At 71.7% G+C, this 25,329-nt stretch carries 25 protein-coding genes; 12 read left to right on the forward strand and 13 right to left on the reverse strand.

From position 1 onward, the window contains the following. From CCS38_RS32125 to CCS38_RS32140, 4 genes are all read right to left on the reverse strand, one after another. The coding region (locus tag CCS38_RS32125; protein WP_223736847.1) for a COG1470 family protein at nucleotides 1-758 on the reverse strand (758 nt) is incomplete at its 3' end. Between the two features lie 6 nt (nucleotides 759-764). Further along, nucleotides 765-1,451, reverse strand: coding sequence for an LPXTG cell wall anchor domain-containing protein (locus CCS38_RS32130; RefSeq protein ID WP_223736866.1), 687 nt, complete (start codon nucleotides 1,449-1,451; stop codon nucleotides 765-767). A gap of 183 nt (nucleotides 1,452-1,634) precedes the next feature. Further along, nucleotides 1,635-2,135, reverse strand: a complete 501-nt coding sequence (locus tag CCS38_RS32135) for an ATP-binding protein (RefSeq protein WP_030265918.1) — start codon at nucleotides 2,133-2,135, stop codon at nucleotides 1,635-1,637. A gap of 195 nt (nucleotides 2,136-2,330) precedes the next feature. After that, nucleotides 2,331-2,702, reverse strand: a complete 372-nt coding sequence (locus CCS38_RS32140; protein ID WP_223736848.1) for an STAS domain-containing protein — start codon at nucleotides 2,700-2,702, stop codon at nucleotides 2,331-2,333. Between the two features lie 262 nt (nucleotides 2,703-2,964). On the opposite strand from CCS38_RS32140, the gene CCS38_RS32145 reads away from it, so the two are divergent. Further along, nucleotides 2,965-3,897 (forward strand): RNA polymerase sigma factor SigF, encoded by a 933-nt coding sequence (locus CCS38_RS32145; protein ID WP_030265913.1) that lies wholly within the window; start codon nucleotides 2,965-2,967, stop codon nucleotides 3,895-3,897. 165 nt (nucleotides 3,898-4,062) lie between these two features. Here CCS38_RS32145 and hutI read toward each other — a convergent pair whose 3' ends face one another. From hutI to hutU, 4 genes are read right to left on the reverse strand one after another with little or no spacing between them, the layout of a single operon-like run. Continuing rightward, nucleotides 4,063-5,286 carry an imidazolonepropionase gene (gene hutI / locus CCS38_RS32150; protein WP_223736849.1) on the reverse strand — a complete coding sequence of 408 codons (1,224 nt, stop codon included), beginning with the start codon at nucleotides 5,284-5,286 and terminating at the stop codon, nucleotides 4,063-4,065. A gap of 26 nt (nucleotides 5,287-5,312) precedes the next feature. Then, nucleotides 5,313-6,659 (reverse strand): formimidoylglutamate deiminase, encoded by a 1,347-nt coding sequence (locus tag CCS38_RS32155; protein ID WP_223736850.1) that lies wholly within the window; start codon nucleotides 6,657-6,659, stop codon nucleotides 5,313-5,315. Continuing rightward, a complete protein-coding gene (locus CCS38_RS32160) occupies nucleotides 6,650-7,837 on the reverse strand; it encodes an allantoate amidohydrolase (RefSeq protein WP_223736867.1) in 1,188 nt (395 codons plus the stop codon). The genes CCS38_RS32155 and CCS38_RS32160 overlap by 10 nt, the downstream gene beginning before the upstream one ends. 17 nt (nucleotides 7,838-7,854) lie before the next feature. Further along, complete coding sequence (gene hutU / locus CCS38_RS32165) at nucleotides 7,855-9,519, reverse strand: urocanate hydratase (RefSeq protein WP_223736851.1); 1,665 nt, start codon at nucleotides 9,517-9,519, stop codon at nucleotides 7,855-7,857. Nucleotides 9,520-9,651: 132 nt separating this feature from the next. On the opposite strand from hutU, the gene CCS38_RS32170 reads away from it, so the two are divergent. The 6 genes from CCS38_RS32170 (at nucleotide 9,652) to CCS38_RS32195 (ending at nucleotide 14,776) form a co-directional block, all read left to right on the forward strand. Next, nucleotides 9,652-11,052 carry a type III PLP-dependent enzyme domain-containing protein gene (locus CCS38_RS32170; RefSeq protein ID WP_223736852.1) on the forward strand — a complete coding sequence of 467 codons (1,401 nt, stop codon included), beginning with the start codon at nucleotides 9,652-9,654 and terminating at the stop codon, nucleotides 11,050-11,052. Nucleotides 11,053-11,128: 76 nt separating this feature from the next. Next, complete coding sequence (locus tag CCS38_RS32175; RefSeq protein ID WP_223736853.1) at nucleotides 11,129-12,490, forward strand: APC family permease; 1,362 nt, start codon at nucleotides 11,129-11,131, stop codon at nucleotides 12,488-12,490. A 223-nt stretch (nucleotides 12,491-12,713) separates the two neighbouring features. Next, a complete protein-coding gene (locus tag CCS38_RS32180) occupies nucleotides 12,714-13,109 on the forward strand; it encodes a roadblock/LC7 domain-containing protein (protein WP_223736854.1) in 396 nt (131 codons plus the stop codon). Continuing rightward, nucleotides 13,106-13,870, forward strand: coding sequence for a transcriptional regulator (locus CCS38_RS32185; protein ID WP_223736855.1), 765 nt, complete (start codon nucleotides 13,106-13,108; stop codon nucleotides 13,868-13,870). Before CCS38_RS32180 ends, CCS38_RS32185 begins: the two co-directional genes overlap by 4 nt. A gap of 37 nt (nucleotides 13,871-13,907) precedes the next feature. Continuing rightward, nucleotides 13,908-14,342, forward strand: a complete 435-nt coding sequence (locus CCS38_RS32190) for a roadblock/LC7 domain-containing protein (RefSeq protein WP_223736856.1) — start codon at nucleotides 13,908-13,910, stop codon at nucleotides 14,340-14,342. A gap of 59 nt (nucleotides 14,343-14,401) precedes the next feature. Continuing rightward, nucleotides 14,402-14,776, forward strand: a complete 375-nt coding sequence (locus tag CCS38_RS32195) for a hypothetical protein (RefSeq protein WP_223736857.1) — start codon at nucleotides 14,402-14,404, stop codon at nucleotides 14,774-14,776. 85 nt (nucleotides 14,777-14,861) lie between these two features. On the opposite strand, the gene CCS38_RS32200 is transcribed toward CCS38_RS32195, so the two are convergent. Then, nucleotides 14,862-15,734 (reverse strand): MurR/RpiR family transcriptional regulator, encoded by an 873-nt coding sequence (locus tag CCS38_RS32200; RefSeq protein WP_223736858.1) that lies wholly within the window; start codon nucleotides 15,732-15,734, stop codon nucleotides 14,862-14,864. 169 nt (nucleotides 15,735-15,903) lie between these two features. On the opposite strand from CCS38_RS32200, the gene CCS38_RS32205 reads away from it, so the two are divergent. After that, complete coding sequence (locus CCS38_RS32205; RefSeq protein ID WP_223736859.1) at nucleotides 15,904-17,316, forward strand: purine-cytosine permease family protein; 1,413 nt, start codon at nucleotides 15,904-15,906, stop codon at nucleotides 17,314-17,316. Between the two features lie 274 nt (nucleotides 17,317-17,590). Here the strand turns inward: CCS38_RS32205 and CCS38_RS32210 are convergent, their stop codons facing one another. After that, nucleotides 17,591-18,982 (reverse strand): cystathionine beta-synthase, encoded by a 1,392-nt coding sequence (locus CCS38_RS32210; RefSeq protein ID WP_223736860.1) that lies wholly within the window; start codon nucleotides 18,980-18,982, stop codon nucleotides 17,591-17,593. Nucleotides 18,983-19,191: 209 nt separating this feature from the next. Here CCS38_RS32210 and CCS38_RS32215 point away from each other — a divergent pair, with 209 nt between their 5' ends. From CCS38_RS32215 to CCS38_RS32225, 3 genes are all read left to right on the forward strand, one after another. Next, nucleotides 19,192-20,211 carry an SGNH/GDSL hydrolase family protein gene (locus CCS38_RS32215; RefSeq protein ID WP_223736868.1) on the forward strand — a complete coding sequence of 340 codons (1,020 nt, stop codon included), beginning with the start codon at nucleotides 19,192-19,194 and terminating at the stop codon, nucleotides 20,209-20,211. Nucleotides 20,212-20,394: 183 nt separating this feature from the next. Beyond that, nucleotides 20,395-21,615 carry an acetyl-CoA C-acetyltransferase gene (locus tag CCS38_RS32220; RefSeq protein WP_223736861.1) on the forward strand — a complete coding sequence of 407 codons (1,221 nt, stop codon included), beginning with the start codon at nucleotides 20,395-20,397 and terminating at the stop codon, nucleotides 21,613-21,615. 296 nt (nucleotides 21,616-21,911) lie between these two features. Then, nucleotides 21,912-22,802 carry a hypothetical protein gene (locus CCS38_RS32225; RefSeq protein ID WP_223736862.1) on the forward strand — a complete coding sequence of 297 codons (891 nt, stop codon included), beginning with the start codon at nucleotides 21,912-21,914 and terminating at the stop codon, nucleotides 22,800-22,802. Between the two features lie 82 nt (nucleotides 22,803-22,884). On the opposite strand, the gene CCS38_RS32230 is transcribed toward CCS38_RS32225, so the two are convergent. Next, the gene (locus tag CCS38_RS32230; RefSeq protein WP_223736863.1) at nucleotides 22,885-23,205 is read right to left on the reverse strand and encodes a hypothetical protein; all 321 of its coding nucleotides are present in this window, start codon (nucleotides 23,203-23,205) and stop codon (nucleotides 22,885-22,887) included. 98 nt (nucleotides 23,206-23,303) lie between these two features. On the opposite strand from CCS38_RS32230, the gene CCS38_RS32235 reads away from it, so the two are divergent. Next, nucleotides 23,304-23,531, forward strand: coding sequence for a DUF4287 domain-containing protein (locus tag CCS38_RS32235; protein ID WP_031067161.1), 228 nt, complete (start codon nucleotides 23,304-23,306; stop codon nucleotides 23,529-23,531). 130 nt (nucleotides 23,532-23,661) lie between these two features. Here the strand turns inward: CCS38_RS32235 and CCS38_RS32240 are convergent, their stop codons facing one another. Both CCS38_RS32240 and CCS38_RS32245 read right to left on the reverse strand, forming a co-directional pair. Then, nucleotides 23,662-24,543, reverse strand: a complete 882-nt coding sequence (locus CCS38_RS32240) for a Bax inhibitor-1/YccA family protein (RefSeq protein ID WP_223736864.1) — start codon at nucleotides 24,541-24,543, stop codon at nucleotides 23,662-23,664. A gap of 292 nt (nucleotides 24,544-24,835) precedes the next feature. Then, nucleotides 24,836-25,329: LLM class flavin-dependent oxidoreductase (locus CCS38_RS32245; RefSeq protein ID WP_223736865.1), on the reverse strand; the 494-nt coding region annotated here is incomplete at its 5' end.

Here is a 25,329-nt window from a genome sequence, read left to right on the forward strand (position 1 = left end):
CACACCGCCGCGCCCCACGGCACCGCCGTGTAGGTGGCGCGGGCCGTGCCGTGCGCGCCGCCCGCCGCGGCGGCCGTGACCTGCACGTCCACGGAGTCCAGCGCGGGTGGGTCCGGCCAGATCTCGGTACGGGTGGTCCGGCTGCCCGGCGGCAGGTCGCCGGGCAGCCGGTGCGCCGGGCGGCGCAGGGCGCTGCCGAGCAGCCCGTCGGCGCGCACCGCGACCCGCGGGTCCAGTGTCGTGTTGCCGCGGTTGGCCAGGTCGTACCGGATGACGGCCGCGCCGCCGCGGTCCGCGACGGACACGTTCTCGACGGCGAGGGCGGCCAGCGTGGGACCGCTCACCCGCAGATGGACGCGTACGGCGCGCTCGGCCCCGCGCTGATCGCGTACCCGGAGTGCGGCGGGGTGGTCGCCCGGTGCCGTACCCGCCGGGACGGTGACCGTGAACGGCACCTCCGCACGGGTGCGCGCCGGTACCTCGACGGTCTTCGCCGCGGTGACGATCCAGGCGCCGGCCCCGGGCCCGGGGTTCCCGGTCACCGTGAAGGTCCGCGCGCGGCCTGTGGGGTTGCTGAGCGCCAGCCGGTCGTTGAGGACGCTGCCGGGTGCGCCCTCCAGGTAGAAGTACGGGCGTGCGTGCGCTCCCGCGGGCGCCGCGCGCCAGCCGTCCGCCGCCGCGGACGGTGGTGCGCACGGCAGCGTGGCGGCGGTCAGCGCGGCCGCGCCCGCGGCCACGGCGCGGAGACGGCAGGACACCGGCGCTCAGGTCCGCTGCTGCCGACGGCGCGTCAGCCAGAGCGTCCCGGCGGCCCCGGCGAGCAGCACCGTGCCGCCGAGCGTGCCCAGCGCGACGGCGTCGTCGGCGGGCCCGGTCTGCGGCAGCTCGCCGCCCGGCGCGGCCGGCCCGCCGCCGGTGCCCTTGACGTCAAGGGAGAGCGCCGGCTTCGGATCGTTGCTGGGTGTGCAGGTCGTGGTCGTGCCCAGCGCCTTGATGGTGAGGGTGGAGGCCGTGAAGGTGACCTTGCCACTCTTCTTCGGCGTGTACGTACCGCTCAGATCGCTGATCTTGATCGGGGTGTTGGCGGGGATCGCCTTGTCGTTGGGCGGGCCGCTCACCGGTACGTCACCGGTCTCCGCGCCGCCGAGCTTGATCAGCGCGCTCGGCTTCATCGCGCCCTTGCCCAGCTCGACGGGGCTGGAGGAGACGCCCTTCTGGAAGGACATCACGAGCTTGTAGCCGTCGCCGGATTCGGTGGACTTGATGTCGATGGGCGAGACGGCGCCCTTGTTCCCGATCGGGGTCTTGCACTGGTAGTCGACGTCGACGACTTCGGCGTGCGCGGCGGGGGCCGCGAAGAGCACCGACGCCGCGGCGGTGAGCAGCACGGCCGCCGCCGGTCCTGCCGGGCCCGTGCGGCGCCGGCTGCGCTGGGCGTTGAAGCGGGCCACCTCGATCTCCCCTTCTCCCGGTGAGCGCACCGCCGGAAGTTACTGACGGCACATCAGATTGGGCGTCAAGGTACGCCGGGGGCCCTGGAGAAGGAAGAGAGAGCACACAAGGAAAGCCGCCCCGCGGGGCGGCTCGAGCGGTACGGGGAGGCGGCTGCCGGGTTCTGGGGCACCGCCTGCTCCCTACGACGGAGCGGCCAGCTCCGCCCACACGGTCTTGCCCGTGCCATCGGGGTTGCGTACGACCCCCCAGTCCAGGCAGAGCCGCTGCACGATGAACATGCCGTGGCCGCCGGGGCGGCCGGCGCGGTGCGGGGTGCGCGGGGCCGGCGAGCCGGTGCCCAGGTCGGTGACCTCCAGGCGCAGCACCTTGGCGTTGCAGCGCAGCCGCAGCTCCTCCGGGCCCTCGGCATGCAGGCAGGCGTTGGTGACCAGCTCGGAGACGACGAGCAGGACGTCCTCGGCGGCGGCACGCTGATCGGCGCCCGCGGCCGGCAGCCAGCCCCAGTCGTGCAGCGCCTGCCGGGCGAAGTCACGACCACGGGCGACAGCGCCACGGGCGCCTGCGAGACGCAGCCTGCGGACCTGACCGGCCGGGACGGTGGCCGGGGAGACGGCGGCGGCGCCGGCGTTCCCCGAGTCCGGGCCCAGATCGCCCGGCGGGTACGGCCGGGTGGTGCTCATCAGCGCTTCACCTCACCGATTCGCCTTTTCACGGATGACGGATACCTGACGGGTTCAAAAAGATTCAGATGTCTCCTGCCCGGCCGGACCGTGAGAACACCCACTTCTTGGAAACGGAAGTTGTGAGGGAGCCAACGTGATCGAAAACGGTCCTTCCGGAGACCGTCTGCCACTGCCGCCCCCCACGCATCCGGCTCAGCCGACGACAAGCGCCGCGTCAACCGTGTCGTGCACGGTGAAGACCGCGTCGGCACCGGTGATCTCGAAGACCCGGGCCACCACCGGCTGCATCGCCGCCAGGTGCACCCCGCCGCCTTCGGCCTCCACCCTCAGGCGGGCCCCCAGCAGGACGTTCAACCCCGTGGAATCCATGAACTCCAGTTGCGAACAGTCCACGACCAGTCGCACATAGCCATCATCCGCACAACGGTCGAGTGACTCGCGCAACAACTCCGCGGTGTGGTGATCCAACTCACCCGCCGCGGTGACGACCGCACTGGCGCCGTGATGGCGGACCCCGACGTGGAGCCGTCCCCGGCTTGCACTGCCGACCGTCCCACGGTCCATGCGCGCGCACCCCTCTTGCTGTCTCGGCGTCTGGATTTGCTTACGACTGCGCACGTCGAAGCCTACGCCTTTGAGGGGCGGGCTGACACCCGAACAGTGCGCGTACTAACACAAATACGGACATCACGCACTTGCCATCTTCAGGTGAACCCGGGTAGGCGTATAAGGAACACATTCGACTCGGCCGGCTTTGGAGGCGCCGCAGACCGCAGCTTCACGTACAGGCATCGGCAGCCATATGCCGAGAACGATGGAGGACACCATGTCACCCCGGCTCGACGAAGTGCGCACCGACCAGACCACGGACAACGCGTCGTCGACATCCCTGTCCGAACAGATCCCTGCCCAGCACCTGCCGATCGATGCAACCGGATTTCCCGGGATGCCGGAGATCGACGGGCTGCCCGAGATTCCGCCGTACGACGAGGTCGGACCGGTGGACGCGCGGGCGCTCTCCAAGACGCTCTTCGGGCGCCTGGAGACCCTGGAAGAGGGCACGCACGAGTACGCATACGTCCGCAACACCCTGGTAGAGCTCAACCTCGCCCTGGTGAAGTTCGCGGCTTCCCGGTTCCGCTCCCGCAGCGAGCCGATGGAGGACATCGTCCAGGTCGGCACCATAGGGCTGATAAAGGCGATCGACCGCTTCGAACTGGACCGCGGCGTAGAGTTCCCCACCTTCGCCATGCCGACCATCGTCGGCGAGATCAAGCGTTTCTTCCGTGACACCAGCTGGTCGGTACGGGTTCCGCGGCGCCTTCAGGAGCTGCGTCTGGACCTGGCCAAGGCCGGTGACGAACTGGCGCAGAAGCTCGACCGCGCACCCACCGTGAGCGAGCTGGCCGCACGCCTGTCCATCAGCAAGGACGAGGTCGTCGAGGGGATGGCCGCGAGCAACGCGTACACCGCGAGCTCGCTGGACGCCCAGCCGGAGGAGGACGACACCGAAGGTGCGCTGGCGGACCGCATCGGCTACGAGGACCACGGACTCGAGGGCATCGAGTACGTCGAGTCCCTGAAGCCGCTGATCGCGGAGCTCCCGCCGCGCGACCGCAAGATCCTCTCGCTCCGCTTCGTCGCGAACATGACGCAGTCGGAGATCGGCGAGGAGCTGGGCATCTCCCAGATGCACGTCTCCCGCCTGCTGTCCCGCACCTTGGTCCGGCTCCGCAAGGGCCTGATGATCGAGGAGTGAGCCGCCGCGGTCACGGCGTCCTGTACGGCTGGCCGCGCGGAGGAGGGCCGGCCCCGAGTACCTCGGGGCGGGCCCCCTTTCGCTTTTCCGGGCCGTTCAGCCGGCTTTTGCGGGGCGTACGGCGGCCCCGCGGGGGATTTCCGCCCGCCGCCGCTCCCGGGCCGCTCAGGCGGCGCGTACGCCCGCTCGCCACACCTCTGTGACGAGGGGCACTCCCGGGCGGTACGCGAGGTGGACGTGGGAGGGGGCGTCCAGGAGCGCCAGATCGGCCCTGGAGCCGGGAGTGAGGCGGCCCACGTCGGTGCGGCGCAGGGCCTGCGCGCCGCCCGCCGTCGCGGACCAGATCGCCTCGTCGGGGGTCATCTTCATGTCGCGGACTGCCAGCGCGATGCAGAAGGGCATCGAGGACGTGAAGGACGAGCCGGGGTTGCAGTCCGTGGAGAGGGCGACCGTGGCACCCGCGTCCAGCAGACGGCGGGCATCGGGCCACTCCGCGCGCGTGGAGAACTCCGCGCCCGGCAGCAGCGTCGCCACGGTGTTGCCCTGGGCGAGCGCGTCCACGTCCGCGTCCGTGAGGTGCGTGCAGTGGTCGGCGGAGGCCGCGTCCAGCTCGACGCCGAGCTGCACGCCGGGCCCGTAGGAGAGCTGGTTGGCGTGGATGCGGGGCAGCAGGCCGCGCTCCTTGCCCGCGGTGAGGATCGCGCGGGCCTGGTCGCCGTCGAAGGCACCCTTCTCGCAGAAGACGTCGATCCAGCGGGCGTGCGGGGCGCAGGCGTCCAGCATCGGCCCGGTGACGAGGTCGACGTATCCGGCCGGGTCCTCGGCGTAGTCCGGGGAGACGATGTGCGCGCCGAGGTAGGTGACCTCGTCGGTGTGCGAGGCGGCGATGCGCAGCGCGCGGGCCTCGTCCTCGACCGTGAGGCCGTAGCCGGACTTGGTCTCGAAGGTGGTGGTGCCCTGGCGCAGCGCCTCCGCCATGTACTGCGCGACGTTGGCGGAGAGCTCCTCGTCGGTGGCGGCCCGGGTCGCGGCGACGGTCGTACGGATGCCGCCGGCCGAGTAAGCGCGCCCCGACATCCGGGCGTTGAACTCCTGCGTGCGGTCGCCGCCGAAGACCAGGTGGGAGTGGGAGTCGACGAAGCCGGGGATGGCGGCCCGGCCGCCCGCGTCGTGGACGGTGTCGGCGGCCGGCGCGCGGCCGCTGGGCCCCACCCAGGCGACGCGGTCGCCCTCGATGACGACGGCTGCGTCCTCGATGAGGCCGATCGGGCCGGCGCCGAGCGCCGGGTCGTTGGTGACCAGGCTGCCGATGTGCGTGATGGCGGTGGACATGCTGGGTTCCGGTTCCTCTCGGAGGTGGGTGCTCCTGTACGCACGCGGGCCCCGCATCCCAGAGGGACACGGGGCCCGCGTGTTCAGGCGCGCAGGTCGTCGATCGCGGCGGCCAGCGCGGCGGGGACGTCGGGGACGAGGGTGTGCGCGCCGTCCCGTACGACCTGACGGCCGCCGACGACGGTGTGGCGCACGTCGGCGTTGCTGGCCGCGAAGACGGCCGTCTCGGCGCCCAGCCGGGGCAGCGGCCCGGCCGTACGGACGCTGTCCAGGGCGATCGTGGTGAAGTCGGCGAGCGCGCCGGTGCGCAGCACGCCGGCGTCCTGCCAGCCGAGCGCCTGATGGCCGTCGGCGGACGCGGCGCGCAGCAGCGCGGCGGCGGTCCAGTGGCCCCGCGTGCGGGTGCGCAGCCGTTCGTTCAGCTCCATCCCCCGCGCCTCTTCGAACAGGTCGATGACGGCGTGGCTGTCGCTGCCGAGCGAGAGCGGGGAGCCCGCCTCCTGCACGGTGGTGGCCGGGCCGATGCCGTCGGCGAGGTCCCGCTCGGTGGTGGGGCACATGCACACGCCGGTGCCGCTCCCGCCGAGCAGTCGGATGTCCTCGCCGGTGAGGTGGGTGGCGTGCACGGCCGTCGTACGCGGCCCGAGCACGCCGTGGTCGGCGAGCAGCCGGGTCGGCGTGCAGCCGTGCGCGGCCTGGCAGGCGTCGTTCTCGGCGGTCTGCTCGGAGAGATGGACGTGCAGCGGGGCCTCGCGGTCCTGTGCCCACTGCGCGACCGTACCGAGCTGATCCGCGGGTACGGCCCGTACGGAGTGCACGGCGGCGCCGATACGGGCGTGCGCGCGGCCCTCCTTGAGCTGCCCGGCACGCTCGGCCCAGCCCTGCGCGTCGCCGTCACTGAAGCGCAGCTGCTGCCGGTTGGGCGGCTCGCCGAAGCCCGAGGACAGGTACGCGGTGTCCAACAGCGTGATGCGGATGCCCGCCTCGCCGGCGGCGGCGATCAGCGCCTCGCCCATCGCGTTCGGGTCGGCGTAACGGCCGCCGCCGGGCGCGTGGTGCAGATAGTGGAACTCGCCGACGCAGGTGATCCCGGCGAGCGCCATCTCCGCGTACACGGCGCGGGCCAGCGCGTGGTAACTGTCCGGCGTGAGCTGCGCGGCGGTCGCGTACATGACCTCGCGCCAGGTCCAGAACGTCCCGCTGCCCACCTGCACGGTGCCGCGCAGCGCGCGGTGGAAGGCGTGCGAGTGCGCGTTGGCGAGACCCGGAAGCGTCAGCCCGCGCAGTATTTCGGCCCCGGGCGGCGGGGCTCCGACTCCGGTGCGGACGGCGGTGATCCGCCCGTCCCCGGTCTCCACGACCACTCCCGGCTCGACATTCGTGTCGAGCCAGGCGTGCTCCAGCCAGTACGTCGTCGGCGTCAGTTGCACGCCAAACCCTCCAGTACATCGGCGAGTGCGCGGACCCCCGCGACGCAGTCGTCCTCCGCTGCGTGCTCGGCGGGCGAGTGCGAGACGCCGGTGGGGTTGCGTACGAACAGCATGGCGGTCGGGACAGTGGCGGACAAAATACCCGCATCGTGTCCCGCCCCCGTCGGCAGCACGGGTACGCCGCCGAGCGTCTTGGCGAGCCGGTCCCGCAGGTCGTGCGCGAACTCCACGACCGGCGTGAAGGACTCCCGGGTGACGTGGACGTCCACCCGGTCGGTCCGGCCCCGTTCGGCCGCGGCGCGCTCGATCCCGCCGACCACCGCGTCCAGCGTCTCCTGGTCGGCGGCGCGCGAGTCCAGCCAGCCGCGGACCAGGGACGGGATGGCGTTGACGCCGTTGGGCTCGACGCCGACCTTCCCGAAGGTGGCCAGCGCGCCGTGCCGCGCGGCGTACTCGCGCGCGGCGAGCACGGTCTGCGCGTACGTGAGCATCGGATCCCGGCGGTCTTCGAGGCGCGTCGTACCGGCGTGGTTGGCCTCGCCCCGGAAGTCGAACCGCCAGCGGCCGTGCGGCCAGATCGCGGACGCGACACCCACCGGGTCACCGGACAGGTCCAGCGCCCGGCCCTGCTCGACATGCAGCTCGACGAACGCGCCGATACGGGCAAGCCGCTCGTCGTCGGCGCCGATCGCCTCCGGGTCGTACCCGGCCCGCTCCATGGCCTGCGGGAGCGTGATGCCGTCGGCGTCCGTCAACCGGTGCGCCTTCTCGACGGTCAGCTGCCCGGCGGCGAGCCGCGACCCGACGCAGGCCAGCCCGAAGCGGGCGCCCTCCTCGTCACCGAAGTTGGTGATCGCCAGCGGGCGGGTGAACTCCACTCCCCTCCCGCGGAGTTCGTCCAGCGCAGCGAAGGAGGACACCACGCCGAGCGGCCCGTCGAAGGCACCGCCGTCCGGCACGGAGTCCAGGTGCGACCCGGTGACGACGGCGTCCCCGGCGGCCGGGTCGCCGAGCCAGGCCCACTGGTTGCCGTTCCGGTCCACCTCGTACGTCAGCCCGCGGGCCTCGGCCTGTCCCCGGAACCAGGCCCGGCAGTCGGCGTCCGCGCCGGTCCAGGCGTAGCGGCGGTAGCCCCGGCTGTCGGCGTCCTGGCCGATGGGGAGCAGGTCCCGCCACATTTCGAGGAACGAAGTACTCACTGGTCGCCGCCTTCGCGCATCGGGACGCGGACGCCGCGCTCGGCCGCGACCGATTCGGCGATGTCGTATCCGGCGTCGACGTGCCGGATGACACCCATGCCGGGGTCGTTGGTCAGGACGCGGCGGATCTTCTCGCCCGCCAGCTTCGTGCCGTCGGCGACGGAGACCTGGCCGGCGTGGATGGAGCGGCCCATGCCGACGCCGCCACCGTGGTGGAGCGAGACCCAGGAGGCGCCGGAGGCGACGTTGACCATGGCGTTCAGCAGCGGCCAGTCCGCGATGGCATCCGAGCCGTCCAGCATCGCCTCGGTCTCGCGGTACGGGGAGGCGACCGAGCCGCAGTCCAGGTGGTCGCGGCCGATGGCCAGCGGGGCCTGGAGCTCACCGGAGGCCACCATGTCGTTGAAGCGCTCGCCCGCCTTGTCCCGCTCGCCGTAACCCAGCCAGCAGATCCGGGCCGGCAGGCCCTGGAAGTGGACCCGCTCACCGGCCATCTTGATCCAGCGATGCAGCGACTCGTTCTCCGGGAACAGGTCGAGGATCGCCTTGTCGGTCTTGTGAATGTCCGACGCCTCACCCGACAGCGCCGCCCAGCGGAAGGGGCCCTTGCCCTCGCAGAAGAGGGGGCGGATGTAGGCGGGCACGAAGCCGGGGAAGGCAAAGGCCCGGTCGTACCCGGCGAGCTGGGCCTCGCCGCGGATGGAGTTGCCGTAGTCGAAGACCTCAGCGCCGGCATCCATGAAGCCGACCATGGCCTCGACGTGGCGGGCCATGGACTCGCGGGAGCGCTGCGTGAACCCGGCCGGGTCCTTGGCCGCCGCGTCCGCCATGTCCTCGAACGCCACGCCGATGGGCAGGTAGGACAGCGGGTCGTGGGCAGAGGTCTGGTCGGTGACGATGTCGATGGGCGCGCCCTCGGCCAGCATCTGCGGCAGCAGCTCCGCCGCATTGCCCAGCAGGCCGATGGAGAGCGGCTTGCGCTGGTCACGGGCCTCGGTGGCCAGCTGCAGGGCATGCGCCAGGTTGTCGGCGCGGACATCCAGGTACCGGTGCTCGATCCGCCGCTCGATCGCCCGCGGGTCGCAGTCGATACAGATCGCGACACCGTCGTTCATGGTGACGGCGAGCGGCTGCGCGCCACCCATCCCGCCCAGACCCGCGGTCAGGGTGATCGTCCCAGCGAGCGTGCCGCCGAACTTCTTCGCCGCCACCGCCGCGAAGGTCTCATACGTGCCCTGCAGGATCCCCTGGGTGCCGATGTAGATCCACGAACCGGCCGTCATCTGCCCGTACATGGTCAGCCCCAGCTGCTCCAGCCGCCGGAACTCCTCCCAGTTCGCCCAGTCCCCCACCAGGTTCGAGTTGGCGATCAGGACGCGCGGGGCCCACTCGTGCGTCTGCATGACACCCACCGGACGACCCGACTGCACCAGCATCGTCTCGTCCTGCTTCAGCGTGCGCAGCGTGCGCTGCATCGCATCGAACGAGCGCCAGTCACGGGCCGCCTTGCCGGTACCGCCGTAGACGACCAGCTTGTCCGGGTGCTCGGCCACCTCCGGGTCCAGATTGTTCTGGAGCATCCGCAGGGCGGCCTCCTGCTGCCAGCCCTGGGCGCTCAGTTCCGTACCACGCGATGCTCGCACGGGTCGCGGTCCTGACATGCGCTGCCTCCTGCCTCGGCGGTGCCCAGCACCCCACGGCACTGGATCGATATATTCACATCTTGTATCGAGTGAATATGGCTAGTCAATGGCGCCATGGCGGAGCCGCCCGTCAGGTGGTGGAGTGAAGTCATGACCTTTACGGGCTTCACCGACAGTGGTACGGACGACAGCGGCACGGACGACAGCACTACGGACTACAGCGGTACGGAGCGGACCGCGCGGCGCGAGCGGGCGGTCGCGGCGGCGGTGGCGCAGGGGCTGGTCGGGCCCGACACCCCGATCATCGGGCTGCTGGACGTGGCAGGCATCCGGGCGGGCGCCGAGGCGCTGCGGGCCGCGTTCGCGGCGGTCACCGACGCGCCGGTGCTGCACGCCTTCGCCGTCAAGGCGGCCCCGCTGGTCCCCGTGCTGCGACTGCTGCACGAGGCGGGCATCGGGGCCGAGGTCGCGAGCCCCGGCGAGCTGGCCCTGGCCAGAGCTGCGGGGGTACATCCCGCGCACACGGTCCTGGACTCGCCCGCCAAGACCCCCGCCGAGCTGCGCGAGGCGCTCGCGCTGGGCATCGCGGTCAACGCCGACAACCCGCAGGAGCTGGCCCGTATCGACGCGCTGGTCTCCTCGGCGCCCACCCGGTCACCCCTCGGGCTGCGGGTGAACGCGCAGGTCGGCGGGGGCAGCATCGAGGCGCTGTCCACGGCGACCGCGACATCGAAGTTCGGCGTCGCGCTGCGTGACGAGGGGGCCCGGCAGTGGGTGATCGACGCCTACCGCGCACGCCCCTGGCTGACCCGGCTGCACACCCACTCCGGCTCGCAGGGCGTGCCGCTGGAGCTGATGGCGCAGGGCATACGGGCGGTGTACGGGCTGGCCGAGGAGATCAACGAGGCGGTGGGGCGGCAGCAGATCGACACGATCGACATCGGCGGCGGCCTGCCGGTCAATTTCGCCTCCGACGCCGACGACCCCACCCACGCGGCGTATGCGCGGGCCCTGAAGGAGCAGGTGCCGGGGCTGCTGGACGGGCGGTACGGCCTGGTCACCGAGTTCGGCCGGTCGCTGCTGGCCAAGCACGGCACGGTGCTCGCGCGGGTGGAGTACGCCAAGAACTCCGGGGGCCGGCCGATCGCGGTCACCCACGCGGGCGTGCAGGTCGCCACGCGTACCGTCTACGCGCCCGCCGCCTGGCCGCTGCGGATCGCCGCGTTCGACGCCAAGGGGCTGCCGAAGAGCGGCGGGGAGCTGGCGCAGGACGTGGCGGGCCCGGCCTGCTTCGCCGGCGACCTGCTCGCCGAGAACCGCACGCTGCCGCCGCTGGCGCAGGGCGACTACGTGGCGGTGCTGGACACCGGCGCGTACTACTTCGCCCACCACTACGCCTACAACAGCCTGGCCAGGCCGGCCGTGCACGGCTTCGCCGAGGGCGCGGACGGCTCGGTCGGCTTCGCCACGGTCCGCCGGGCTCAGACGCTGGAGGAGATCGTCGCGGAGGCCGGCGGCGGCGCGGAGCGGGACGGCCTCACCCAGCTCTGAACTTGCTCAACTTCCGCTTCGGGACGGCGGGGGCGGGCACTACCTCCCCCACATCAACTCTCGGGGGAGGTACCTGATGACGGACACCACCGATCCGGGCTCCACCGCACCGCCCGAGGAGACGGGCCTCAAGCGCGCCATCGGTCCCAGACTGCTGATCCTCTTCGTGATCGGCGACATCCTCGGCACCGGGATCTACGCCACCACCGGCAAGGTCGCGGGCAAGGTCGGCGGCGCGCTCTGGCTGCCGTTCGTGATCGGCTTCTTCGTGGCGATCCTGACCGCGGCCTCGTACGTGGAGCTGGTCGGCAAGTACCCCAGGGCGGCCGGCGCCGCGCTGTACACGCAGAAGGCGTTCAAGGTTCCCTTCCTGACCTTCATCGTCGCCTTCATGGTGATGTGCTCGGGGCTGTCCTCGGCGAGCGCGGCGGCCCGCGCGTTCGGCGGCGACTACCTCGCCGAGTTCACCGACGCGGTGCCGCCGACCGCCGTCGCGATCCTCTTCGTCCTCGCGCTCGCGGCGCTCAACCTGCGCGGCGTCTCGGAGTCGGTGAAGGCGAACGTCGTACTGACGCTGGTCGAGGTGACCGGGCTGCTGGTGATCCTCGCGATCGGGGCGTACGCGATCCTCACCGGGGACGGCGAGCCGGGGCGGCTGACCGAGTTCGAGGCGTCGGGCAGCGGCGGATACGCCCTGCTCACCGGCGTACTGGGCGCCACCGCGCTGGGCTTCTTCGCCTTCGTCGGCTTCGAGGACTCGGTGAACATGGCCGAGGAGACCCGGGACCCGGTCCGCACCTTCCCGCGCGCGATCTTCATCGGCGTGGGCGTCACGGGCACCGTCTACGTCCTGGTCGCGCTGGTCTCGTCGCTGCTGGTGGACCACCGCACGCTGGAGAAGTCCAGCGGGCCGCTGCTGGAGGTGGTCAAGGCCGGCGGCCTGGACTTCCCGCCGAAGCTCTTCGCCCTGATCGCCCTCTTCGCCGTCACCAACTCGGCGTTGATCAACATCATGATGGCCTCACGGCTCTGCTACGGCATGGCCAACGAGCGCATCCTGCCCAGGGCGATGGGCCGGGTGCTCGCGAAGCGGCGCACCCCCGTCACCGGCATCGTCTTCGTCTCGCTGCTGGCCATCGGCCTGGTCTCCACGGGCGAGATCGAAGGGCTCGGCGACACCACGGCGTTCCTGCTGCTCTGCGTCTTCGCGGTGGTCAACATCGCGGTACTGGTGCTGCGCAAGGACCGCGTCGCCCACCGGCACTTCCGTACGCCGACGGTGCTGCCGGTACTGGGCGCGCTCAGCGCCCTGATCCTCGCCAGCCCGCTGGCCGACCGCCCGGCCGAGGTCTACATCCGGGCCGGCGTCCTGCTGGCCATCGGCGTGGCGCTGTGGGCCGTGAACAAGGTCGTGCTGAAAGTGCGGGGCGAAGGCTGATCCCCAGGCCGTGGACAGGTCGCGCCCGGCTGGGTGCACGGGTTCGGTAGACCGTTCAATCATTCGATGACATGCACCGGTCGCACCGTGGCGCACTCTGTCGTCCTGCGGCATAACCCGATGGAAAGCGCCCATTCTCCCCGCTTCACCCGGCACGGTTCATATCCTCACGGCCACAGCTTCACAGCTGTGGCCGCACGTCGTGGCGGGGAGAGGAGTCCGCGTGCCCGGGATCGACAAATGCCTGCTCCACGTCATGGAGCTGCCGGGTGCCCGGGGGGCCGCCGTCGTGGACTGGATCAGCGGACTCGCCCTCGGCACCATCGGGGAACCGTCCGGAGCCGACCATGAGACCACCGCGGTCGAGACGGCCGAACTGGCCCGGATGGCCACCGAGTACGCCGCGTTCGCGCCGGCCGGGTCGGACCGTCCGGACAAGGAACCGCCCGTCCAGGATCTGATCGTCACCACCCGCACCGGCTTCCACCTCATCCGGTTCGTCGAGACGACCTTCGACAGCAGCGTCTTCCTCCATCTGTGGCTGGACCGCGACACGGGCAACCTCGCGCTCGCCCGCATCCGCCTGCAGAGCATCGCCGAACGGCTGGTGCTCGGATGAAGGCGGCCCTCTCCCCGATGCTCGTACGGCTGGCGGACGAGCGGGCCACCGGCGTGCTCGTCCGCGACCACGGCGTGCTCTACCTCGCCGACGGCCAGGTCGTGCACGCCGAGAGCCCCGCGGCACCCGGCATCGACGTCCTGCTGACGGCCGGCGGGCGGCTGCCGAGGGCGGGCTGGGAGGAAGCGGTCGAACAGGCCGGCGCCCGCAATGAAGTGGGGCGCTTCCTGATCGACAGCGGCCGGCTGGCCGGCGGCGAACTGGAGATCTGCCACCTGGGCGCGCTGTTCGACGCCGCCTTCTTCGCCCTGGCGCCGGGGAGCGGGCCGACCCGCTTCCGCTACGGCGTCTCGCACTGGATCGGCCCGGTGCGGTCCGTGTCCGCGGCGGCCGTGACCCGCGAGGCGTCGCGCCGCCGGGCGCTGCTGGCCGCCATCTGGCCGTACCCCGACGTCGACAGCGCCCCCGTGGTCCCCCGCGCCCCGACCGCCGGCCGGGGGCTCACCCGGCGGCAGCAGGGTGTGCTGGACCTCGCCGACGGGGTCCGCACGCCCGAAGACATCGCCCGGGCGCTGGGCCGTCCGGCCTTCCACACCCTGATCGACGTCCGGCGGCTGGCCGCGCGCGGACTGGTGGAGACCCCTGCCGCCCCGGCAGCGTCCCCGGCGCCCCGCCCCCCTCCCTGGGCCGTGAAGGACTACGCCGCCCCGGACACCGCCCTGTTACGCCGGCTCCGCGACGCTCTGGAGGAAACCCTGTGACGCACCGCACGAACCCTTGGGCCGTCCGTTCGCCGTCATGAGGCGCGCCCTGAGGCAGCGCGCCGAGAGGAGAAAACTGATGACGGCGGAAGCCGATGTGCTCGGTGAACTGACCGGACTGCGGGCCCGGCTGCCGCAGCTGACCGGTGCACTCGCAGCAAGCACCGACGGCCTCGTCCTGGCCCAGGACGCTTCCAAGACCGAGGCGGAGAGCGTCGCCGCGCTCACCGCCGCGGCGCTGGGAGTCGCCCTGCGGCTGACCGAGGCGACCGCCCAGGGGGACTTCCGGGAACTGCTGATACGCGGCGCGGACGGCTACGTCGCGATCTATGCGGCGGGTTCGTCGGCCGTCCTCACGCTGCTCGCCGAACCGCGCATCAATGTGGGCCGGCTCCATCTGGAGGCCCGCAGGTCCGGTGCGCGCATCGGCGAGGTGGTCGACGGCGCCCTGGAACGACTGGAGAGCAGCTGACCATGACCGCCACCCCACCACCCCGAAAACCCACCCGACGAAAAGGAAGTGTGCCTGCCATGGCCAACACCGATACCGCACTCAAAGAAGCGATGACCTCCATCGAGGGCGTGCTCGGCGTCGCCCTCGTCGACTACTCCAGCGGCATGGCCCTGGGCACCATCGGCGGCAGCAAGGACCTCGACCTGTCGGTGGCCTCAGCGGGCAACACCGACGTGGTCCGCGCGAAAGTGCGCACGATGGAGCAGCTCGGCCTGAAGGACGAGATCGAGGACATCCTCATCACGCTCGGCACGCAGTACCACCTGATCCGGCTGCTCAAGGGCCGGGGGAACAACGGCCTCTTTCTCTACCTGGCGCTGGACAAGGAACGCTCGAACCTGGCGATGGCCCGGCACCAGCTGCGGCGGGTCGAGAGCCAGCTGGACGTGTGAACCCGCGGGACCCGAAACGGACCTCCCCGGACAGCGGCGCCGTACCTCACCGGGTGCGGCGCCGCTGTCCGGGTTCCGGCCGGGGTCACTCCGCGAACAGGCCGCGGGCCGCCGCCCGCGCGTCGAACGCCTCCAGGCTGGCCTGGGCGTCGGGCAGCGCGTCGCACATGGCCTCCAGCAGGACGCGGCCGAGGAGCATGGGGGCGCAGACCGTGTCGAAGGCCAGGCCGGTGCCGACCGCCGCGGGCAGCATAAGGTCGGTGTGGCGGGCGACCGGAGCGAACGCGCTGTCGGCCACGGTGACGACGGTCAGCCCGGCGGAGCGGGCGTACGCCAGCGCCTCGATCACCTCGCGGGGGTGGCGCGGCAGCGCGAAGCAGAGCAGGACGCTCGCGCCCGCGCGCACCGCCCCGTCGATCCGGTCGGCGAGCATCGAGCCGCCCTCGTCCAGCAGCCGCACATCCGGGTGGACCTTGCTCGCGAAGTACGCGAAGCCCGCGGCCTGACCCATCGCGGCGCGCAGGCCGAGCACCGGCAGCACCGGGGAGGCCGCGAACAGGCGGGCCGCCTCCTCTATCGGCGCGGGGTCGGCGAGCGCCGCCGACAGCTCCTGGAGGTTGCCGATCTCCTCCTGTACGGCCTGCTGGTACTCGTTGAGCGAGTCTTGGGCCGCCGCGGCGCGCTCCGGGGCCACGTCCCGCAGGTGGCGGCGGAGCGCCGGATAGCCGTCGAAGCCGAGGGCGACCGCGAAGCGGGTCACCGAGGGCTGGCTGACGCCGGCCAGCTCGGCCAGCTCGACGCTGGAGAGGAAGGGCGCGTCGGCGGCCCGGCGCACCATGCAGTGCGCGATCCGGCGCTGGGTCGGCGTGAGCCGGTGCCCTTCGAAGAGCTTCTGCAGCCGCGCCGCCGCACCGGCGGTCGCCTCGGTGGCGCCCTCGCCCCCGTTGTCCCCGCTCATCGTGTCCTCTCGGTCCGGTCCCGGGCGTGTGCTGCCCGACTCTACGTAATCCCCCGGCGTGACCTGCCCGGGCCGGAGCCGTAACCAGGGATTTACGCTCAGCCTATTGCATTTTCATTCACTCGCACTTGATGCTGCATGGGCCCATTCAGCGAGAGAGGGACGGCCCATGGCAGGCGTGGTGGAACAACGCTCGATCGACGTCGTACCGGACTCCGAACGGCACGGCACCGCCTTCAGTCAGTTCACGCTCTGGCTGGGCGCCAACCTCCAGATCACCGCGGTGGTCACCGGTGCGCTCGCCGTCGTGTTCGGCGCGAACGCCTTCTGGTCGGTGATCGGCCTGCTGCTCGGCAACCTGCTGGGCGGCGCGGTGATGGCCCTGCACTCGGCACAGGGGCCGCGGCTCGGCCTGCCGCAGATGATCTCCTCGCGGGCCCAGTTCGGGGTGCGCGGCGCGGTCGTGCCGCTGGCCCTGGTCATCATCATGTACATCGGCTTCTTCGCCAGCGGCACCGTGCTCGCCGGGCAGGCGGTCGGCCATCTGACCCACCTCGGCGACACCACCGGCATCATCGCCTTCGGCGCGATCACCGCCTTCGCCGCGGCCGTCGGCTACCGCCTGATCCACGCGCTCGGCCGGATCGCCGGGCTCGTCTGCGCGGTGGCCTTCGTCTACCTCGGCGTGCGCCTGCTGGAGCGGACCGACCTGGCCCTCCTGCTGCACGACCGCAGCTTCGACTTCCCGGTCTTCCTGCTGGCCGTCTCGCTCTCCGCGTCCTGGCAGCTGGCCTTCGGCCCGTACGTCGCGGACTACTCGCGCTACCTGCCCCGCGACACCTCAGCCCGCGCGACCTTCTGGTGGACGCTCTCCGGCTCGGTGCTCGGCTCGCAGTGGTCGATGACCTTCGGCGCGCTGGCCGCGGCCGCGGCGCCCGCGGCCTTCGTCGGCCACGAGGTCTCGTACATCGTCGGGCTGGGCGGCACGGGCCTGCTGGCCGCAGCGCTCTACTTCGTCATCGCCCTCGGCAAGCTGACGATCAACGTCCTGAACACCTACGGCAGTTTCATGTCGATGGTGACGAGCATCAGCGGCTTCCGCGGGCAGCGCACGCTCTCGCCGCGCGGCCGCAGCCTCTACTTCGCCGGGATCATGGTCGTCGGCACGGCGGTGTCCCTCCTCGGCAAGGACTCGTTCCTGACCGCCTTCAAGGACTTCCTGCTCTTCCTGCTGACGTTCTTCACGCCCTGGTCCGCGATCAACCTGGTCGACTACTACCTGATCTCCAAGGAACGCTACGACCTGGACGCCCTCCACGACCCCGCCGGCCGCTACGGCGCCTGGAACGCCAAGGCCCTCGCCATCTACACCATCGGCGTCCTGACCCAGCTCCCGTTCCTGGTAACCCACTTCTACACGGGCCCCTTGGTGGCCCCCTTGGGCGGCGCCGACGTTTCGTGGCTGGTGGGCCTGGCCGTCCCGGCCGCCTTGTACTGGCTCACTGCCGGAGGCAGTGAAGGGGCCCGGGGAACTGGGCGCCCAGCCACAACGGTGCCGCGGGAAACGACGCACGCCGACTAAAACGGCGCTGAATCGGCCACCCCCGGGAGGAAACGGCGCGGGGACCGCCGCACCCCGGCGCGCAAGCGCCAGGGGCGGGACGACGGCGGTCCCCGCGAAGGACGCGGACCGGGTCAGGGCCGGTCGGACGCGTCCTGGCGACCTGGAGTCCGGGAGCCGCTCCGAAGTCCTTGTCGCCGCACGGACTAATCTGCCCGACCCGTGTTAAGTCCGTGCTGCCTCCGCGTGACACATACGTACACCTTGCGTCGACGGGGAGTTGACCGGCTCGGTCCTACTGCGCGCTCCGCGCGCCACCGGCCAGGAAGGCCAGCAGGTCCTGCCGGCTGACGACCCCGGTCGGCTTGCCCTCGACGAGCACGATCGCGGCGTCGGCGTTCTCCAGTACGGCCATCAGGTCGGCGACCGGCTCGCCCGCGCCGACCTGCGGCAGCGGCGCGGACATGTGCTTCTCCAGCGGGTCGCCGAGCGAGGCGGTCTGGGTGAACAGCGCGTCCAGCAGCTCGCGTTCCACCACCGAGCCGATGACCTCGGCGGCCATCACGTCGGGGTGCCCGGCGCCCGGCTTCACGATCGGCATCTGGGAAACGCCGTACTCACGCAGCACCTCGATGGCCTCGCCGACGGTCTCCTCGGGGTGCATGTGCACCAGTTCGGGGATGCCGCCGTGCTTGTTGTGCATGACATCGGCGACCCGGTCGGTGCCCCCGGTCTCCAGGAAGCCGTAGTCGTTCATCCAGTCGTCGTTGAAGATCTTCGAGAGGTAGCCGCGGCCGCTGTCCGGCAGCAGGACCACCACCACGTCGTCCTCGCCGAGCCCCTCGGCGGCCTTCAGCGCGCCCACCACGGCCATCCCGCAGGAGCCGCCGACCAGCAGGCCCTCCTCCTTGGCGAGCCGCCGGGTCATCTGGAAGGCGTCCTTGTCGGAGACCGCGATGATCTCGTCGGCGACGGTGCTGTCGTAGGCGGTGGGCCAGAAGTCCTCGCCGACGCCCTCGATCAGATACGGGCGCCCGGAGCCGCCGCTGTAGACCGAGCCCTCCGGGTCGGCGCCGATGACCTTGACCTTGCCGTCACTGACGTCCTTCAAGTACCGCCCGGTCCCGCTGATGGTGCCGCCGGTGCCCACGCCCGCCACGAAATGCGTGATTCGGCCGTCGGTCTGCTCCCACACTTCGGGTCCCGTGGACTCGTAGTGCGACCGCGGGTTGTCCGGATTGCTGTACTGGTCCGGCTTCCAGGCGCCGGGCGTCTCGCGTACCAGCCGGTCGGAGACGTTGTAGTACGACTGCGGGTGGTCGGGGTCGACGGCCGTGGGGCAGACCACGACCTCGGCGCCATAGGCCCGGAGCACATTGATCTTGTCCGTCGACACCTTGTCGGGGCAGACGAAGATGCACTTGTAGCCCTTCTGCTGGGCCACGATCGCCAGGCCGACGCCGGTGTTCCCCGAGGTCGGCTCCACGATCGTGCCGCCCGGTTTCAGTGCGCCGGACCGCTCGGCGGCCTCGATCATGCGCACCGCGATCCGGTCCTTCACGGACCCGCCCGGGTTGAAGTACTCGACCTTGGCCAGGACGGTGGCCCGGATTCCTTCGGTCACACTTTTGAGCCGCACGAGCGGGGTGTTGCCGACCAGCTCAATCATGGATTCATAAACCTGCACGGTGGTCTCCGCGGTAGGGGGCGCGCTGTCCTGCGCCCGTCCGGCCAGCCTATTGCGCTCACCCCCACAGGGCAGGCGCGTTGCGGCGAAGGCCCTGCGGGGCAAGACGTTCTTGTCACGAGTTTCGCGAGTCCGCGGAGCGCGCGCCGGGATTCACTCCCTTCGCACGCCCCGTGTACGCACTGCGGGGAGGTGCCCGGCCGATGCCGATGACCATGTCCAGGGCGAGGGTGGCACGCCGGATCGCGACGGCCGCGGCGGTCGGCAGCGGAGGCGTCGGGCTGCTCGGCGTCGCCGCGGTGGGCCTGCTGCTGACCGAGGTGCGGCTCGCCCGCCGTACGGTCGGCGGCGCCACCGAGCTGCCACCGCCCGCCGACGGCCGCTACGGCGCCACGTTCTGGTATCGCACCGACCGGACCCCGCTGCGGCTTGGCTTCCTCGGCGACTCCACGGCCGCCGGGCAGGGCGTCACACGGGCCCGCCAGACGCCCGGAGCGCTGCTGGCCTCGGGGCTCGCCGCGATCGCCGAGCGCCCGGTCGACCTGCGCAATGTCGCGCTGCCCGGCGCCCAGTCCGACGACCTGGAGCGCCAGGTGACGCTGCTGCTGGCGGACGGCCCGGCGCCGGACGTCTGCGTCATCATGATCGGCGCGAACGACGTCACGCACCGGATGCCGCTCGCCCACTCCGTCCGCATGCTGTCCGAGGCGGTGGCCCGGCTGCGCGAAGCGGGCTGCGAGGTGGTGGTGGGCACCTGCCCCGACCTCGGCACGATCGAACCGGTGTACCAGCCGCTGCGCTGGGTGGCCCGGCGGCTGAGCCGGCAGTTGGCGGCGGCGCAGACCATCGGAGTGGTGGAGCACGGCGGGCGGACGGTGTCGCTGGGCGACCTGCTCGGCCCGGAGTTCGAGGCGAACCCGCGGGAGCTGTTCAGTTCGGACAATTACCACCCCTCCGCCGAGGGATACGCGACCGCGGCGATGGCCGTGCTGCCCACGCTGTGCGCGGCGCTCGGCCTGTGGCCGGAAGAGGAGGAGCGCCCGGAGCCGGCGCGGCGCGAGGGCTTCCTGCCGGTCGAGGAGGCGGCGGCACAGGCGGCGTCCGAGGGCGGCACCGAGGTCGCGGGCAGCCGGGCGCCGTGGGCGCTGCTCAAGCACCGCAGGCGGCAGCGGATCGCGGCACAGGAGGCCGAGGAGCCGACGGCGGAGGCCGAGGAGCGGGCGCCGTAGCGGGCGGCGGGGCGCCGCCCCCTTGCGCGGCACCGGCCTGATGGGTGAGCATCCGCTCAGTACGGAGGTAAGCAGCCGCTTAGAAAAGAGGCCCGCATCACAGCGCAGGAACCGTGACCTTCGCTGTACGTGCAGGTAGCTTCCCTCACAGTCCTCAGTCTTCTTCTCGTCTGGAGCCGCGTGATGCCCGAAGCCGTGATCGTCTCTGCCACCCGCTCCCCGATCGGCCGCGCCTTCAAGGGCTCGCTGAAGGACCTGCGCCCGGACGACCTGACCGCCGAGATCATCAAGGCCGCGCTGGCCAAGGTCCCCGAGCTGGACCCGAAGGACATCGACGACCTGATGCTCGGCTGCGGCCTGCCCGGTGGCGAGCAGGGCAACAACCTGGGCCGCATCGTGGCCGTGCAGATGGGCATGGACCACCTCCCCGGCTGCACGATCACCCGGTACTGCTCCTCGTCGCTGCAGACCTCGCGGATGGCGCTGCACGCCATCAAGGCGGGCGAGGGCGACGTCTTCATCTCGGCCGGCGTGGAGACCGTCTCCCGCTTCGCCAAGGGCAACTCCGACAGCCTGCCCGACACCCACAACCCGCTCTTCGCGGAGGCCGAGGCCCGCACCGAGGCGGTCGCGCAGACCGAGGGCTCGACCTGGCACGACCCGCGCGAGGACGGCCTGGTCCCCGACCCGTACATCGCCATGGGCCAGACCGCGGAGAACCTCGCGCGCGTCAAGGGCGTCACCCGCCAGGACATGGACGAGTTCGGCGTGCGGTCCCAGAACCTCGCCGAGCAGGCCATCAAGAACGGCTTCTGGGAGCGGGAGATCACCCCGGTCACCCTCCCCGACGGCACGGTCGTCTCGAAGGACGACGGCCCGCGCGCGGGCGTCACCCTGGAGGGCGTGCAGGGCCTCAAGCCCGTCTTCCGCCCCGACGGGCTGGTCACCGCGGGCAACTGCTGCCCGCTCAACGACGGCGCGGCCGCGCTCGTGATCATGTCCGACACCAAGGCGCGCGAGCTGGGCCTGACCCCGCTGGCCCGCATCGTCTCCACCGGCGTCTCCGGCCTCTCCCCCGAGATCATGGGCCTGGGCCCGGTCGAGGCGTCGAAGCAGGCGCTGCGGCGCGCGGGCCTGTCCATCGGCGACATCGACCTGGTCGAGATCAACGAGGCGTTCGCCGCGCAGGTCATCCCGTCCTACCGGGACCTGGGCATCGACCTGGACAAGCTGAACGTCAACGGCGGCGCGATCGCGGTCGGCCACCCCTTCGGCATGACCGGCGCCCGTATCACCGGCACGCTGATCAACTCCCTGCAGTGGCACGACAAGCAGTTCGGCCTGGAGACCATGTGCGTCGGCGGCGGCCAGGGCATGGCGATGGTCATCGAGCGGCTGAGCTGAGCCAAGACCACGCTGACCTGAGGTTTTTCGGGACCCTGCGTATCAACTGCGTTACGTACAGCGAGAACCGGTGACCCACGTCACCGCGTGACAAGATCGTTGTACCGACTCCCCCAGGATTGTGACCAACGCCCTGGGGGAGTCGCATTTCCCCAGGTCGAGCGGGGGTCACCCGAGCGTATGAGGCTCAATGCCCCCTGCAATCCGGGACATAGTGCACTGCAAACGGTCGCCGACCTCCCGCAGGCTGATGTAGGAAGTTCTCCGGGGGACATTCTGCTACCGGGAGTACGTCAGTGACCGCCATCGCTTATGCACTGCTGCCGGCCGCGGCCATCGCCGTGGCGCTGGGAGCAGCCTCCCTGCACACCGCTCGCACCCTGCGCCGCGAGGTCGCCGGACTGCGGGCCGAACTCAGCACCGCCCGTGAGGACGGCGCAGCGGCCCTCGCCGCCATTCCCGCCGCCCGCCCGGCACCCGCCGCCGAGACCCCGCTGGACGACATACGTGCCGCGGTGGCCGACGCGCTGGCCGAGGAGCGGGAGCGGGAGCTCGCCGAGGCGCGTGCCTTCTGGGCCGCGCAGGAGGCCAGAGACGCCGACTCGCCCTCGTCGCTGCTGCCGGGCCACCCCGCGCCGGGTGACGACACCGCGCCCGGTGACGGTTTCGACCGCTTCTACCTGCCGCGGCAGGCCGACTTCGCGGGCCTGGACCCGGACGTACTGGGCTCCGAGCCGCTGTTCGGCATGGACGAGGTGGACCTCGAGCCGGTGGACGCCCCGACCGAAGGGGCCGTCGACGACACCGAGTCCGCCGAGCTGGCCGCCGCCCGCCGGCGCCACCCCTCGCACCCCGACTTCTCGCCCTCCCCCGCCATCGGCGACCACGAGCGCACCGTGGCGCGCCTGGAGGAGCTGGCCGAGGACCGCACGCCGCTGGCCGACGTCCGGCCGGGCCCGCTGGGCACCCTCGACGTCTATGTCTTCGCCGACGGCACGACCGTCTGCATGACGCCGGGCCACCGCGAGACGGCCGAGCGGGTCGCCGAGGCGCTCCGCGAGGGCCACACCACCGTGCTGCTCGGCGGCTCGGGCGTCGCCGGCGCGTACGCGCTGACCTTCGCCTGGGGCGAGGGCCGCGACGACAGCGTCTACGTCCTCGCCGACCGGGTCATCGCTTCCCTCTGAGGCGCGAGCCCCCGACTCCGGGGCGAGAGACCTCGGGGCTTCCTTTCGGACCGGGCCCAGTACCCGCCCGGTCCAGGACCGCTCAGCAGCGCGCAGCGGTCCGCCGTACTTCTTCCACGGCCTGTGCCACATCCTCGGCACGGGCCGTTTCCGCGTCCCGCAGGGCGTACGCCAAATCATGACCGGCCACCGCCACTTGGTCACCGACCGCGAACATCCCGGCGTCCGGCAGCTCGCGCGGCTCCGTTCCGGGCTCCTCCAGGCGCTGCGCGCGGTGCGCGAACTCCCTGGCGAGAGCCAGTCCTTCGGCCGCCGCGCCGCGCGCGAGGGCGCTCTGCGGCAGCGCCCTGAGCCGGTCGGCGAGGGTGTCAACAGCGGTCTGCAAAGGCATCACGTCAAGCACGCCGTGAGCCTATGCGCCACTCCCGGGTGGTTGCCAACGCCCGAACGCTCAGGCACGGTGTGCTGAAGGACCAGCATCGAACGCGTCCGGAGGCGCCGATGTCCCAAGTCTTCTCCGAAGAGACCCACCGGAACCTGCTCTCCCGTATCCCCCACTGCACAGGCCGTGAAGTCTCCGACTGGCTTCGCACCGTCGATGAAGGCCCCGCTCTCTTCCGCTTCGAGGAGAAGGTCAGCTGGCTCCGCGGCGAGCACAATCTCGCCTATGGCCACGCCAAGGCGATCGTGCACGAGTACGACCTGCGGCGCGCGGCCCGGAAGTTCTAGCGGACGGTTACCGCGCGGGGTCCGGTCCCGTGACCGGACCGCGCCGGAAACCCGAAGGGCCCGCGGGAGGCAAGCCTCCCGCGGGCCCTTCGCCGGGTCCGGCACCTCACGGCACCGGACGCGGGCGGTACTAATCGTCGCCGTTCAAGATGGCGACCAGCCGCAGCATCTCCAGGTAGATCCACACCAGGGTCATGGTGAGGCCGAAGGCCGCGAGCCAGGACTCCTCGCGCGGCGCGCCGTAGGCGATGCCGTCCTCGACCTGCTTGAAGTCCAGGGCGAGGAAGAGCGCGCCGAGCAGCACGCCGACCACGCCGAAGACGATGCCCAGGCCGCCGCTGCGGAAGCCGAGGCCGTCACCGCCGCCGAACGCCATGAACATCAGGTTGACCACCTGCAGCAGCAGGAAGCCCATGGCGGCGATGATCACGAAGCGGGTGAAGCGTGCGTTCACCCGCACGATGCGGGTCTTGTAGGCGACGAGCATCACGACGAAGACCGCCATGGTGCCCAGTACCGCCTGCATGGGTGCCCCTGGGGCCACCCACTGGTTGATCGCGTTGCTGATCGCGCCGAGGAAGAGGCCCTCGAAGGCGGCGTACGCCAGGATCAGCGGCGGCGACGGCTTGCGCTTGAACGCCTGGACCAGGCCGAGCACCATCGCGATGAGCGCGGCGCCGATGGCCAGACCCAGGGAGAGGTCCATGATCCACGCCACGGCGGCGCCGGCGACGACGGTGCCGAGCGTGAGGCCCGTACGGACGACGACGTCGTCCATGGTCATCGGGCGGGTCTGCGGGACGTACGGCGGGGCCTGGGTGACGTCCTGCTGGCCCTGGGCGTACGGGTTGCCCGCGTACGGGTTCGCGCCCGCGTGGGGGGCCTGTCCGGCGTACGGGTTCGTCTCCGCGTAAGGGTTGGCGGCGGTCCCGGCCTGCGGCGGCGCATTGAAGCCGGCGTAGCCGTTTCGGCTGAACCCCCGTCGCGAGAAGACCGGGTTGCTGCTCCTCATCTCACTCCTCCATGGCCGCCCTGCGCGGCCTTGGCCTCAAGGGTAATGGCTTGGCAAAGCCACGTCCCTACTCCTCAGGCAGGATCTTCACGTAAATCGTTCATCGCTGTGGTGCACAAAGGTGCTGTGCTGCACAACAGCGCTGTGGCACGGAACAGTCCCACCGTAGGGGGCTCACGCGCCGGAAGGCAGGCCGGACGGGGGCGCCGGCCTGCCTTCCGGGGCGCGTCCGCCGGGCCGGGGGGCCACCGGCAGGACACGGCAGGCGCTGGGGGACGCCTGCGGGAGGGGGTCAGGAGAGCTCGCGCAGGACCAGCTGCCGGGCCTCGCCGAGCAGGTCGGCGCAGCGGTGCCAGTCCGGCACAGGAGTGGTGAACACCAGGCTCTCGGCGCCGGCCCGGACGAAGGCCGTGAGCTGCTCGGCGACCTGCTCGGGGTCGCCGGTGACGGCCAGGGTGCGGGCGGTGTCGTGGTCCATGCCGTAGGACGCGGCGAGCGTGGCGGCGTAGCGGTCGTGCAGGCCGTCCGTGGCGCCGCGCGGGGCGATCGCGCCGTGGATCATGGTGGCCAGCCGGGGCGCGGGACGCTTCTCCTCGGCCGCCAGTTCCCGGAGCCGGTCGCCGGTGGCGCGGAACGCGTCCGGGGTCCGCAGGGCGCCGAGCCAGCCGGTGCCGTACCGCACCGTGCGGCGCAGCGCCGCGGTGGCGAAGCCGCCGATCCACACCGGCGGGACGGGCACCGCGGGGGCCAGGACGCATTCCGGGGTGCCGGGGACATCGGGGAGCG

The organism is Streptomyces purpurogeneiscleroticus (assembly GCF_020024005.1).
Classification (GTDB): domain Bacteria; phylum Actinomycetota; class Actinomycetes; order Streptomycetales; family Streptomycetaceae; genus Streptomyces; species Streptomyces purpurogeneiscleroticus.

Bases quoted from the DNA above. Each gene is read 5' to 3' on its own strand.
- CCS38_RS32135 (WP_030265918.1), bottom strand. From the start codon at position 2,135: ATGAGCACCACCCGGCCGTACCCGCCGGGCGATCTGGGCCCGGACTCG.
- CCS38_RS32140 (WP_223736848.1), bottom strand. From the start codon at position 2,702: ATGGACCGTGGGACGGTCGGCAGTGCAAGCCGGGGACGGCTCCACGTC.
- CCS38_RS32145 (WP_030265913.1), top strand. From the start codon at position 2,965: ATGTCACCCCGGCTCGACGAAGTGCGCACCGACCAGACCACGGACAAC.
- hutI (WP_223736849.1), bottom strand. From the start codon at position 5,286: ATGCGGGGCCCGCGTGCGTACAGGAGCACCCACCTCCGAGAGGAACCG.
- CCS38_RS32160 (WP_223736867.1), bottom strand. From the start codon at position 7,837: ATGTGGCGGGACCTGCTCCCCATCGGCCAGGACGCCGACAGCCGGGGC.
- hutU (WP_223736851.1), bottom strand. From the start codon at position 9,519: ATGTCAGGACCGCGACCCGTGCGAGCATCGCGTGGTACGGAACTGAGC.
- CCS38_RS32170 (WP_223736852.1), top strand. From the start codon at position 9,652: ATGACCTTTACGGGCTTCACCGACAGTGGTACGGACGACAGCGGCACG.
- CCS38_RS32175 (WP_223736853.1), top strand. From the start codon at position 11,129: ATGACGGACACCACCGATCCGGGCTCCACCGCACCGCCCGAGGAGACG.
- CCS38_RS32185 (WP_223736855.1), top strand. From the start codon at position 13,106: ATGAAGGCGGCCCTCTCCCCGATGCTCGTACGGCTGGCGGACGAGCGG.
- CCS38_RS32190 (WP_223736856.1), top strand. From the start codon at position 13,908: ATGAGGCGCGCCCTGAGGCAGCGCGCCGAGAGGAGAAAACTGATGACG.
- CCS38_RS32195 (WP_223736857.1), top strand. From the start codon at position 14,402: ATGGCCAACACCGATACCGCACTCAAAGAAGCGATGACCTCCATCGAG.
- CCS38_RS32200 (WP_223736858.1), bottom strand. From the start codon at position 15,734: ATGAGCGGGGACAACGGGGGCGAGGGCGCCACCGAGGCGACCGCCGGT.
- CCS38_RS32205 (WP_223736859.1), top strand. From the start codon at position 15,904: ATGGCAGGCGTGGTGGAACAACGCTCGATCGACGTCGTACCGGACTCC.
- CCS38_RS32215 (WP_223736868.1), top strand. From the start codon at position 19,192: ATGACCATGTCCAGGGCGAGGGTGGCACGCCGGATCGCGACGGCCGCG.
- CCS38_RS32220 (WP_223736861.1), top strand. From the start codon at position 20,395: ATGCCCGAAGCCGTGATCGTCTCTGCCACCCGCTCCCCGATCGGCCGC.
- CCS38_RS32235 (WP_031067161.1), top strand. From the start codon at position 23,304: ATGTCCCAAGTCTTCTCCGAAGAGACCCACCGGAACCTGCTCTCCCGT.
- CCS38_RS32240 (WP_223736864.1), bottom strand. From the start codon at position 24,543: ATGAGGAGCAGCAACCCGGTCTTCTCGCGACGGGGGTTCAGCCGAAAC.